Source organism: Micromonospora sp. NPDC048898 (genome assembly GCF_043198035.1).
GTDB lineage: Bacteria > Actinomycetota > Actinomycetes > Mycobacteriales > Micromonosporaceae > Micromonospora.
In genome coordinates, this window is record NZ_JBICUF010000027.1 from 44,769 (window position 1) to 55,854 (window position 11,086).

Annotated in this window: 10 protein-coding genes; 2 read left to right on the forward strand and 8 right to left on the reverse strand. The window is 72.1% G+C overall.

The genetic code is table 11. From position 1 onward, the window contains the following. Positions 1 to 4: 4 nt before the first annotated feature. On the reverse strand, positions 5 to 688 hold the full coding sequence (locus ACGFIQ_RS34960) for a class I SAM-dependent methyltransferase (RefSeq protein WP_393250397.1): 684 nt from the start codon (positions 686 to 688) through the stop codon (positions 5 to 7). Between the two features lie 193 nt (positions 689 to 881). Between ACGFIQ_RS34960 and ACGFIQ_RS34965 the strand changes: the two genes are divergently transcribed. Continuing rightward, positions 882 to 1,085, forward strand: coding sequence for a cold-shock protein (locus ACGFIQ_RS34965; protein ID WP_007462771.1), 204 nt, complete (start codon positions 882 to 884; stop codon positions 1,083 to 1,085). 48 nt (positions 1,086 to 1,133) lie between these two features. Here ACGFIQ_RS34965 and ACGFIQ_RS34970 read toward each other — a convergent pair whose 3' ends face one another. The 7 genes from ACGFIQ_RS34970 to ACGFIQ_RS35000 all read right to left on the reverse strand — a co-directional run bounded on the left by ACGFIQ_RS34970 (position 1,134) and on the right by ACGFIQ_RS35000 (position 8,941). Continuing rightward, on the reverse strand, positions 1,134 to 2,414 hold the full coding sequence (locus tag ACGFIQ_RS34970; RefSeq protein WP_393250399.1) for an MFS transporter: 1,281 nt from the start codon (positions 2,412 to 2,414) through the stop codon (positions 1,134 to 1,136). After that, positions 2,411 to 2,986: an ArsR/SmtB family transcription factor gene (locus tag ACGFIQ_RS34975; protein ID WP_393250401.1), complete on the reverse strand. Its 576-nt coding sequence runs from the start codon at positions 2,984 to 2,986 to the stop codon at positions 2,411 to 2,413. Before ACGFIQ_RS34975 ends, ACGFIQ_RS34970 begins: the two co-directional genes overlap by 4 nt. Positions 2,987 to 3,098: 112 nt before the next feature. Next, the gene (locus tag ACGFIQ_RS34980) at positions 3,099 to 3,971 is read right to left on the reverse strand and encodes a hypothetical protein (RefSeq protein ID WP_393250403.1); all 873 of its coding nucleotides are present in this window, start codon (positions 3,969 to 3,971) and stop codon (positions 3,099 to 3,101) included. Positions 3,972 to 4,147: 176 nt separating this feature from the next. Then, positions 4,148 to 5,812: a CocE/NonD family hydrolase gene (locus ACGFIQ_RS34985; protein ID WP_393250405.1), complete on the reverse strand. Its 1,665-nt coding sequence runs from the start codon at positions 5,810 to 5,812 to the stop codon at positions 4,148 to 4,150. Between the two features lie 2 nt (positions 5,813 to 5,814). Then, positions 5,815 to 6,330, reverse strand: a complete 516-nt coding sequence (locus tag ACGFIQ_RS34990) for a MarR family winged helix-turn-helix transcriptional regulator (RefSeq protein ID WP_393250407.1) — start codon at positions 6,328 to 6,330, stop codon at positions 5,815 to 5,817. Between the two features lie 277 nt (positions 6,331 to 6,607). Next, positions 6,608 to 7,489 carry a transglycosylase SLT domain-containing protein gene (locus ACGFIQ_RS34995; protein WP_393250409.1) on the reverse strand — a complete coding sequence of 294 codons (882 nt, stop codon included), beginning with the start codon at positions 7,487 to 7,489 and terminating at the stop codon, positions 6,608 to 6,610. Positions 7,490 to 7,522: 33 nt separating this feature from the next. After that, entirely contained in the window at positions 7,523 to 8,941 is a 1,419-nt protein-coding gene (locus ACGFIQ_RS35000) for a DedA family protein (RefSeq protein ID WP_393250411.1), read from the reverse strand. 134 nt (positions 8,942 to 9,075) lie between these two features. On the opposite strand from ACGFIQ_RS35000, the gene typA reads away from it, so the two are divergent. Further along, positions 9,076 to 10,944, forward strand: a complete 1,869-nt coding sequence (gene typA / locus ACGFIQ_RS35005) for a translational GTPase TypA (RefSeq protein ID WP_393250413.1) — start codon at positions 9,076 to 9,078, stop codon at positions 10,942 to 10,944. Positions 10,945 to 11,086: the final 142 nt, after the last annotated feature.

An 11,086-nucleotide genomic window follows, 5' to 3' on the forward strand; every position in this document is an offset into this window, starting at 1 on the left:
GCACTCAGACGGGTCGCAGCACCCGCACCCGGCGTAGCGACGAGTCCACCGAGGGTTCGGTGGTGGGCACCGGGTAGTCGGCCAGGACCGCCAGGCGGTCCGCCGGCAGGTGCCCCCGGTCGGGGTCGCCGACCAACACGTCGGCGCCCCTGGCGGCGGCCCTCTGCAGGAAGGGCAGCATCCGGTCGGCCATCACGCGGTCGTAGAAGACGTCCCCGGCGACCACCAGGTCGGCCTCCGAGTCGGTGTCGTCGAGCAGGTCGTCCCCGAAGACGTCGACGGCGACGCGGTTGGCCCGGGCGTTGAGGGTGACGGCGGCGACGGCGTACGGGTCGATGTCGTTGGCGACCACTTCCGTGGCACCGGCCAGCGCGGCGGCGATGGCCACCAGCCCCGAGCCGGAGGCGAGGTCGAGCACCCGACGCCCGGCGGCCAACTCCGGGTGGTCCAGGAGGTGGCGGGCCAGGGCCTGGCCGCCGGCCCAGGCGGACGCCCAGTACGGGGCCGGCAGGGGATGCCCGACGGCGGCCTCCATCCGAGCCCACCAGACGATCGCGTCCTCGGCCAGGTGCAGCCGCACCTCGGGAACGAACGGGGTGGGCACCAGCCGGAGCCGGTCCAGGCCGCTGCCGGGCGCGTCGATCTCGCGCTCCAGCTCGGTCAGCGCGTCGGCTGCGGCACCCTTCATCGGCGCAAGCATGCCCCAGCGGCGGGTGGTCGGGGCACGTTTCGCGTGCCGGCGCGCAGAGTTCACCCGACTTCACCCGAAGACCTACGGCACTTCGGCCAGCGGATCCGGGTTTTGCCCGTTACTGTCGGACAGGTACGGGCGATCATCGGCCAGAGGCCGAGGGTCAGCCGCTTTGAACAGGGAGAGATGCATGGCAACCGGCACGGTTAAGTGGTTCAACTCGGAAAAGGGCTTCGGTTTCATCGAGCAGGACGGTGGAGGGCCGGACGTGTTCGTCCACTACTCCGCCATCGCCTCGAGCGGCTACCGGGAGCTCAACGAGGGCCAGAAGGTCGAGTTCGAGGTGACCCAGGGGCAGAAGGGTCCGCAGGCGGACAACGTCCGCCCGATGTAGCTCCGTGCCGGTGACGGCGGCCGGTCTCCGGCCGCCGTCGCAGCGCACTCAAGACGCCGCCGGGGCGGCGGGCAGGTCCCGCCGCCTCCGGATCGGTCCGATCAACAGGATCAACGGGGTGAGCGCCAACCAGGCGGTCATCACGAATATCGCTCTCCCGACGCCGTAGCGCGCGCCGAGGGCTCCGGCCAGCACGGCCGCGAGCGGGATCGTGCCGTAGTTGAGCAGATGCATGCTCACCGTCACCCGGCCGAGCAGGTGGTGCGGCGTGTAGGTCTGCCGGAAGGCACCCTTGACGACGTTGCTGATGGCCACGCCGAGGCCGATCAGCACCCCACCGAGGGCTGGCCAGACCAGCCCGACGCCCGGTGCGGCGAGCGGGATGAGCAGGGCTGGCGGGCCGGTGAGCACCCCGGCGATCAGCAGTGCCCGTGCGGTGCCGCAGCGGCGGCCCACCGTGGTGGCGAGCAGCGCCCCGATGATCCCTCCGGCGCTCATCACCGCGACCAACGCGCCCACCAGGCCCGGTTCGAGCCGAAGCTCCCGGACCAGGAAGACCACCAGGACGGCCTGGTAGCCGATCAGCCCGATGTTGCTGGCCGCGCCGAAGACCGTCAGCACCCGCAGGTACGGGTCGCGGATGACGAAGCGCAGCCCCTCGGCGATGTCGCGGCGCAGTGAACGGGACCGGTCCGCCCGGCGTGCGCGTGGTTCGACGGTGCGGATCCGCAGCAGGAGGATCGCGGAGGCCAGAAACGTGAACGCGTCCAGCACCAGCGCGGCGACGGCGCCGGTGAGCTGGGCGATCAGGCCGGCGAGGCCGGGGCCGACGACGTAGCTGACGGTCTGGGTCGCCTGGAGCTTCGCGTTGCCCTCCGGCAGTTGCTCGGGTCGCAGCACCACCGGCAGGTACACCTGGTCGGCGGTTTCGAAGAAGACCCGCGCGGCGCCGGCGCTGAGGGCGACCACCAGCAGGTGCGCCACGGTCAGCCGGTCCAGCACGGCGGCCAGTGGGATGCTGAGGAACGCCAACGCGCAGAACACGTCGCACACCACCAGCACCGACCGGCGGGGCAGCCGGTCGACCCACGCGCCGGCCGGCAGGCCGATCAGCAGCCAGGGCAGCCAGGCAGCGGCGGTGAGCACCGCCACCTGGAACGTGCCGGCGTCGAGCACGGCGACCGCGACAAGCGGCAGCGCGACGGTGGTGACGTTGCTGCCGATGCTGCTGACGGCCTGACCGGCCCAGAGCAGCCGGAAGTCCCGATGCCGCAGCAACCCGCCGGCCGGGCGGACCGGCCCCGGGGCGGTGCGGGTGGCCGCGGTCACGGCCGGGCCGGAATGCCGTACGCGAACACGAACACGGGTTGGCGCTCGCCCTCGTCGTCGGGGACACCGCGCTCGCCCCACCGAGCCAGGAGGTCGATCATCTCGCGGCTCAGCTCGGCCAGTTCCTCGGGAGTGAGGTGCAACCACCTGTCGGTGGAGAACGGGCCGTCCTGCCAGGCGGCCTGCGCCGCGTCGTCGGCGGCGTGCCAGGCTCGGGCCAGGGCGACGTGCCGGTCCAGGTTGAGCGAGGTGGCGGCGTCGGCGACCGCGCGGGCGGCCGGGTCGGCGTCGAAGTCGGTGTTGGACCAGCGCACGCCCCGGGTGACCGGTCGCCACCACCGCTCGCGCCGGTCGCGGGCCAACTCGGGGGCCTCGGTGACCAGGTCCGCGGCGGCGAGGACCTTGAGGTGGTGACTGACGTTCGCCGGCGCCTGGCCGGTGCGCTCGGCGAGCAGGCCGACGGTCGAGGGCCCGTGCACCTTGAACACGTCCATCAGCCGGCGGCGCAGCGGGTGGGCCAGGGCCGCCAGCACCCGCGAGTCGGTGACCTGGCGCACATCGGGGTTGTCCATGCCCCCACCCTGACATCCGCAACAGTTATTGCGCAACAGCTATTGCTCAACAACTGTTGCGGATGAGGAGTGCGGAGAGGGGCGGCCCGGCGGCTACGGGCCGCCCCTCCGCTCAGGCGACCAGCCGGCGGGACAACTCGTCGGCGACCTGTTTGGCGATGGTTGGCGGAATGGCCGCGGCGATCTTCTCCGGCGTCAGTGAGGCCAGCACACCCTGGACGATCGCCGTTTCGTCGGTGTCGTCCTGGTTGGACAGCGCCGACTGCAACGCGGTCAACTGCGCGCCGAGACTCTTCAGGTTCGGGTGGCCGGTCACCGGCGCACCGGTGTCGTCCCGGCCCTCGGCCAACCGCAGGTAGACCTGGCCGATCGGGTTGCGGCCATCCAGCACGGTGAGGTTCTTGTGGACGGTGGCCAGCCAGTTGTGCTCTTCGGGGGTCATGTCGTCGTCCTCCAGGAGTCCGATGGAGCTGAGGTAGCGGCGGAACAGCGGCCGCTGGTCGCGACCGGCCTTGGTCGCGTCGCGAAAGAAGCTGAAGTGGGTGTGCCAGCGGTGTGAGCTGTCACCGGTGGTGCGTTTGCCGAGTCGGTCCCACCGCTTCACGGTCGAACCGTCGGGGCTGTAGATGATCTCCCGGATGTCCCGGGTGTCGGCCGCGTTCGCGGCACACTGGGCCACACACCAGACTGAGAAACTGGCCAGGGTGTGCGTACGGCCACCGGAGCGGACCTCGAAGCCGCCGACGTCCAGCGCGGCCGCGTCCAGGGTCAGTCCGGCTCGGTCCCGGGGTGACTCGACCACCGAGTAGTCGCCTGTGACCACCCGGTCCGAGCCGCAGTGGTAGCCGCCGCGGTGGGCCGGGTCGCCGACGATGCCGACCTCGTCCGGCTCCAGGTCGGCGGTGCGGACGGTGTTCGGGTCGACGTTCAGGTAGGTAAGAAGAAGGCTTCGGACGGCCAACAGGTTTGCCGGGGCCCGAGTCATGGGTCCCCCTCTCAGGTGGGGCGGGGACCGGGTACGACGTCACACCGCGTACGCGGTGTTGGGCTTCGGGCGATCCCGGTCTGCTTACTGCACGGCACCGGGCGTTGACCCAACCATAGCCCGCAGTATCGATGAATGCCCAGCTCAGGAGGGTTATTTTTAGATTGGGGGTTCGGTCAGGATGAGTGGATGGTCGGCAACAGCACCACCGACGGATGCGCCGGGTCGTGCAGAACCTGCCGCCAGCCGGCACGCAGCGTCACCGCGGTGCCGAGGGGTTCGCCGGTGCCGGGGTTGCGCGCCCACCGTGGATGGGCGCCACCGGCGACCTGCACCCGCAGCCGGTGCCCGGCCGCGAACCGGTACGCGGTCGGCCAGAGCGCCACCGGGACCCGCAGCGCCCCGGACGCGTCGGCGGGGAAACGCTCGGGGGTCACCCGCACCAGGCCGTCGCACACGTTCCACGAGCGACCGCGCTGGTCCACATCGCACAGTCGCACGAAGACGTCCAGGTGCGGCAGCTCGCTGCGGACGTGGATCTCGGCGCGTACCGGGCCGATCACCTCGACCGGCCCGGTCAGCGGGGCGCTGGTGTAGGTCAGCACGTCGGCGCGGGCCTCGACCGGGCGGTTGTCCACCGGCCCGGCCTGTTGGGCGACCAGCAGCGGGCCGCCCCGCGAGGGGGTGGGGTCGGTCGGGTCGTACCGGAACTCGTCAGGTGCCGACGCGACCGGAGGGCGGAGCGCCAGCTCACCGCCCGGATGCAGGTGCCAGGCGGTGTGGGTGGCCGGTGGGGGCCAGTCCGGCAGGTCCCGCCAGCCGCCGCCGGGACCGCCCACGTGCAGCCGGACCGGGGCCAACGCGGCTCGGCGCGACCGCCCGTCGGCCGGTGTAGCGGCCAGCAGGTGTTCGTCGAGCCAGGCCAACCCCTCCCGCAGGGCGCCCACGAACAGCCCGGGGCTGCCGTGCGTCCAGGGGCCGATCACCAGGCGCGGTCGTGCGCCGGCGGCACGCAGGGTGGCGTGGTCGTCGAGTTGGGCGGGCAGGAAGATGTCGTGCCAACCGGTGACCATGAGCACCGGCGCCCGCACCCGGGCGACCCGGTCGGCGAAGACGCGCTCGCGCCAGTACGCCGCCTGCGGGGTGTGGTGGCGCAGCCACTCCTGGAAGAACGGGATGGTCACGCCGGTGGCCACCCGGTCGGCGTCGGCCAACGGGAGGTGCGCGAGCGCGGCGGCCAGCCGGGGCTGACCACGTTTGAGCTCCCACTGCCGGGCCAGCCACGGCACGGTCTGCGCGTGCAGCAGCTCCGCCCAGGTCAGCACGGTGTCCAGGGCGAAGGACTCCCCCGCGTACGTCGAGTCCCGGGTGGCCGAGGCGGTCACCACCGCGACCATCGCCCGCAGCTCGGCACCGGCGTCGGCGGCCAGCGCCCACTGCGCGAAACCCTGGTAGCTGACCCCGAACATGCCGAGTTGGCCGGACCACCAGGGCTGGCGGCGCAGCCAGTCCAGGGTGTCCACCCCGTCGTCGCGCTCGTGCACGAGCGGGGCGAACGTCCCACCGGACCCCCCGGTGCCCCGGCAGGCCTGGATCACCGCGTGTCGGCCCCGCGCGGCGAGCAGCCGGCCGAGCAGCCGCAGCGGTCCACCCCGCCCGTACGGGGTACGGATCAGCACGGTCGGCGCGTCCCGCACGCTCGGGGCGTAGTGATCGGTGCGCAGCACCACACCGTCGCGGACCCGGACCGGGATGTCGCGGGTGACCCGCACCGGGGCGGGGCGGGTCGGTGGCAACCGCAGGGCGACGCCGGCGAGGCGGGAGACGAGCCGGTCGGGCACGCTCAGCCCGTCGGCCGGCGGGGCGACTCGGGCCGGGCGGCGCGCACCGCGTCCCGGTGCCCCCGCAGCGACTCGCTCATCTCCGCCATGAACCGGTGCACCACCTCCAGTTCGTCCTCGCCGAAGCGGGCCATCACCGTGTCGGTACGCGCGCCCAGCGGCTGGAAGAACTCCATGGCCAGGGCGGCGCCCTGGTCGGCGTAGTGCAGCAGCACCTTGCGGCGGTCGACGGTGTCCCGGTCCCGGCGGATGTGACCGGCCCGCTCCAGCCTGTCGACCAGGGCGGTGACCGAGCCGGAGGAGAGGTTGAGCTGTTCGCCGAGGCGGCCCGGGGTGTTCGGGTCACCGAGCAGCTCGGCGTCCATCACCGCGATCAGGGCCTGGAGGTCGGTCGGGTTGAGGCCGTGCAGGTTGGCGAAGGCGTGGCCGACGTGTTGGGCGTCCACCGCGTACCGCCGGAGGTTGTTGGTGATCTCGGCGACCAGCTGCTCGCGGCGCGTGTCGCGCCGTCGGTACATGCCGTGAGTCGCCACCTCGCGTCGCTCTTCCCGTCGTCGGTCCCCCGGGTTGCAGCATAGAACAGCCCTCTCGGCTATCAAGATACTTGGCTTCCGAAGGATCTGCGACTCATCCTGCCGATCATCCTGTTGCTGGTCGCCGGGGTGCTCGTGCTGCTGCTGCGCGGCCTGCTCGCACCGGTGTTGCTGGTGCTCACCGTGATCGCGTCGTTCTTCGCCGTGCTCGGCGTGCTGCCACTGATCACGCTGACCGACCACGCGCCGGGGCCCGCCGAGGTCAGTACGCCAGGCAGACGCACTCGGTCATCAGCGCCCGCACGTTGCGCACGTACGACGGGTTGGGGATGGCCAGGGGTGCACCCTCCCGCGCCACCGCAGCGTGCCCGACGTTGTACGCGGCGATGACCGCGTTGAGCAGGCACGAATTCAACTCGGCGGTGCACAGGGCCGGGTCGAGGCGGAAGTCGGACTCGAAGTACATGTCGCCGATGTACTTGGTGGTCCAGGCCAGGTAGGTGGCACCGAGGCTGGCGTTGTCCCGGTAGTCGTCGATCTGGTAGCTCTGCTCGAACCGCTGGTTCATCCAGGTCGCCGTGGCCGGCATCACCTGCATCAACCCCACACCGCCGTCGCAGGCGTGGATGTTGGACTGCCAGCCGCTCTCCTGCCACGCGGTGGCCTTGAGCAGGTTGAGCGGCACGGTGATGTCCGGTGCGGAGACCGGCCAGTAGGAACGGCCGGCCGCGTCGGTCAGCGCCGCCTTCACCTCGGCCCGGGCCGCCTGGGCACCCTGGTAGGTCGGCTTGCAGGAACTCGGTGCCGGCTTCGGCGGGGCCGGCGGGACCATGGTCTCGGTGGGCGGCTTCGCCACCGCGAGTGGCTTCGGCGCCGTGCGGGTCGGCTTCTTCTTCGGCTTCGGGGACGGGGACGCCGACGCGCGACGACTCGGCGCGGCACCCATCGACTCCACGGCGCTCACCGACGGGCTCGGCTCCGCGCTGGCCTCGTCGGTCGGGGTTTCCGACGGCGCGTCGGCGAGCGCGACCGGGCCGGTCTGGTCCTGCGGGCTCTCCCCCTCGGTGGCGCACCCGACCAGCGCGCCCGACAACAGCAACCCGGCGAGCAGCACCGCGCCCAAGCGATCGGTCCGTCGAACCATCCCGGTGCCTCCCCGTGTGACAGTCGTCGCACCCTAACAAGGTTCGACCGGTCGGCGGTGCCCCTGCGGCGGCGTCCGGGCCTGGTCGTCCGGCTGCTCCAGGTCACCCACCGCCCGGTCCCGGGTGGCCCAGGCGACCATGAACACGACAGTCCAGAGCACCCCGAGCAGCACCGCCGCGGCGGTGCCGCTGGCCGTGTCCAGGCCGAGGTAGAGCCGTGCACCGCCGATGCCGAGCATCCCCGCGGCGGCGGCCGTCCACGCGGCCACCGCCACCGGCCAGCGTGAACTGCGTGACACCAGCCAGGCCAGGGTGCAGAAGCTCGCCGCGACAACGGCGTTCTGGGTGGAGAGCGAGGCCACCTCGGTGACGCCCGGCGCCGTGCCGTGCGCACCTGTCACCTCGGCGGCCACGGCCAGCACCACCAGCGGCACGAACGCACCCACCGTGCCGACCACGCTGAGCAGGTCCGCACGCCAGGGCCGGTTGCGCCACGCCAGCACCGCGGCCACCAGCCCCACCAGGGCGATCAACACCGACCCGCGGACCACGGACACCACGAGCATCGTGGCGTCGGCGGCGTCCGGGGTACGCCGGGCGGCGAACCACCCCGCGATGGCGTCGTCCAGCGCGGCCAACCCGCTGTTGCGGATGGCCACGGCGAGCAGGCCGGCGATGGCGAGCCCGGCGGCGAACAGCAGCAGGAGCCCCGCGGCCAGATTGAGCAGCAGCGTCCAGGCCGGCCCGATCCGCATGGCCACCAGGAAGAACAGCACCCCGTAGCGGGCGGTGAGCCAGCGCACCGGGGGCAGCGCGCCGGCCCGGGACAGCAGCGCGCGGACCGGGTCCGGGTTGCGACCCAGCCACCGGCCGACGAGCACGACCCCCACCAGGCCGGCCAGCAGCAGCAGCGCCACCCCGGTGGCCCGGCCGAGCAACCGGGAAACCGTGTTGTACGACTCACCGGCGAGGTGACCGAGCAGGACCGACCCGCCCACCCAGGTCATCACCCCGGCCAGGTTCCACGGTGCGAACCGCCGGTACGGCATGCCGGCCGCACCGGCCAGCCGGGGCACCAGGGTGCGGGCGAAGGCCACCCACCGGGCGGCGAACACACCCCGCCCACCGAGCCGGGCGAGCATGGCATCGGCCCTGGCCCAGCGCGCGGGGCCGACCCGGTGGCCCAGCCCGGCGCGCAGCCGGGGCCCGTAGCGCCGTCCGGCGCGAAAGGCCAGCCCATCACCGAGGACGGCGGCGACGATCATCGCGAGCAACGCCGGCCCGAGCCGCAAGGTACCGTTGTAGGTGAGGAAGCCGACGAGCAGCAGGGTAGCCTCACCCGGCACGAGCAGGCCGAAGATCACCGCGGTCTCGCCCGCCACGATCAGCGCGGCGACCAGGTAGATCCACAGGGCGGGCAGACTCTGCACCCAGGTCAGCAGGTCGTGCACTCAGGCCCCCGGAACACGGGAGTCAGCATGCCAGCCGGGGGAACACCCGGGACAGCAGTTTCACCATAGATCAGGGGCCCCTGGGGGGTGACCCCGACGCGGCCTGCGCGAGCGCAGGCGGAAGGATAGAGGGTATGCAGCTTCGCACCGACCTCCGCAACGTCGCCATCATCGCTCACGTCGACCACGGCAAGACCACCCTGGTCGACGCCATGTTGCGGCAGGCCGGGGCGTACGGCGCCCGGGGCGAGAACACCGAGCGGGTGATGGACTCGGGTGACCTGGAGCGGGAAAAGGGCATCACGATCCTGGCCAAGAACACCGGCGTGCGCTACCTGCCGGCGGACGGCTCCGACCCGGTCACCATCAACATCATCGACACCCCCGGCCACGCCGACTTCGGTGGTGAGGTGGAGCGCGGCCTGACCATGGTCGACGGCGTGGTGCTGCTCGTCGACGCCAGCGAGGGCCCCCTGCCGCAGACCCGCTTCGTGCTGCGCAAGGCGCTGCGGGCCCGGATGCCGATCATCCTGGTGATCAACAAGGTGGACCGCCCCGACGCCCGGATCAAGGAGGTCGTGGACGACACCTACGAGCTCTTCCTCGACCTGGACGCCGACGAGGAGCAGATCGACTTCCCGATCGTCTACGCCTGCGCCCGCGACGGCATCGCCTCGCTGACCCAGCCCGCCGACGGTTCGGTGCCGGAGGACAGCACCTCCCTGGAGCCGCTGTTCCGCACTCTGCTGGACACCATTCCGGCACCCTCGTACGAGGACGGCGCGCCGTTGCAGGCGCACGTCACCAACCTGGACGCCTCGCCGTTCCTCGGCCGGCTGGCGCTGTGCCGGGTCCGCCAGGGCACCATCAACAAGGGTCAGACGGTGACCTGGTGCCGCACCGACGGCAGCACCCAGCGGGTCCGCATCTCCGAGATGCTGATGACCCAGGGCCTGGAGCGCACGTCGGCCGAGACCGCCGGCCCGGGCGACATCATCGCCGTCGCCGGCATCCCGGAGATCATGATCGGTGAGACGCTCGCCGACGTCGAGAACCCGGTCGCGCTGCCGCTGATCACCGTCGACGAGCCGGCCATCTCGATGACCATCGGCACCAACACCTCGCCGCTGGTCGGCCGGGTCAAGGGCTCCAAGGTCACCGCACGGATGGTCAAGGACCGGCTCGACAAGGAGCTGATCGGCAACGTGTCGCTGCGGGTGCTGCCCACCGAGCGGCCGGACGCCTGGGAGGTGCAGGGCCGCGGTGAGCTGGCGCTGGCCATCCTGGTCGAGCAGATGCGCCGGGAGAGCTACGAGCTGACCGTCGGCAAGCCGCAGGTGGTCACCCGCGAGATCGACGGCAAGACCTGCGAGCCGGTCGAGCGGCTGACCATCGACTCCCCGGAGGAATACCTGGGCGCGATCACCCAACTCCTCGCGACCCGTAAGGGTCGGATGGAGCAGTTGGTCAACCACGGCACCGGCTGGATCCGGATGGAGTGGCTGGTCCCGGCGCGCGGCCTGATCGGCTTCCGCACCGAGTTCCTCACCGACACCCGGGGCACCGGCATCCTGCACCACGTCTTCGAGTCGTACGAGCCGTGGTTCGGCGAGCTGCGCACCCGCAACAACGGTTCGCTCGTCGCCGACCGGTCCGGTGCGGTCACCGCCTTCGCGATGATCAACCTGCAGGAGCGCGGTCAGCTCTTCGTCGACCCGACCACCGAGGTGTACGAGGGCATGATCGTCGGCGAGAACTCCCGCTCCGACGACATGGACGTCAACATCACCAAGGAGAAGAAGCTCACCAACATGCGGGCCTCGACCTCCGACGAGACCGAGAAGCTGATCCCGCCGCGCAAGCTCTCGCTGGAGCAGGCCCTGGAGTTCTGCCGCGAGGACGAGTGCGTCGAGGTCACCCCGACCGCGGTGCGCATCCGCAAGGTGGTGCTCGACCAGCAGCAGCGGGGCCGGGCCGCCGCCCGCCGCAAGCACGCCGGCTGAGCGCACCAGCACCCGACACCGGGCGCGGGGGGCGCGGGGGGGGGCCCCCCCCCCGCGGTGGGGGGGGGGGGCGCGGGGCGGCCCCGGGGGGCGGCGCCGATGGGGGAAGGTGACCCGCCTGTCCGGGGGTGATTTAGACGCG

Coding starts and splice junctions, on each gene's coding strand:
- ACGFIQ_RS34960 (WP_393250397.1), bottom strand. CDS start 688: ATGAAGGGTGCCGCAGCCGACGCGCTGACCGAGCTGGAGCGCGAGATC.
- ACGFIQ_RS34965 (WP_007462771.1), top strand. CDS start 882: ATGGCAACCGGCACGGTTAAGTGGTTCAACTCGGAAAAGGGCTTCGGT.
- ACGFIQ_RS34975 (WP_393250401.1), bottom strand. CDS start 2,986: ATGGACAACCCCGATGTGCGCCAGGTCACCGACTCGCGGGTGCTGGCG.
- ACGFIQ_RS34980 (WP_393250403.1), bottom strand. CDS start 3,971: ATGACTCGGGCCCCGGCAAACCTGTTGGCCGTCCGAAGCCTTCTTCTT.
- ACGFIQ_RS34990 (WP_393250407.1), bottom strand. CDS start 6,330: ATGTACCGACGGCGCGACACGCGCCGCGAGCAGCTGGTCGCCGAGATC.
- ACGFIQ_RS34995 (WP_393250409.1), bottom strand. CDS start 7,489: ATGGTTCGACGGACCGATCGCTTGGGCGCGGTGCTGCTCGCCGGGTTG.
- typA (WP_393250413.1), top strand. CDS start 9,076: ATGCAGCTTCGCACCGACCTCCGCAACGTCGCCATCATCGCTCACGTC.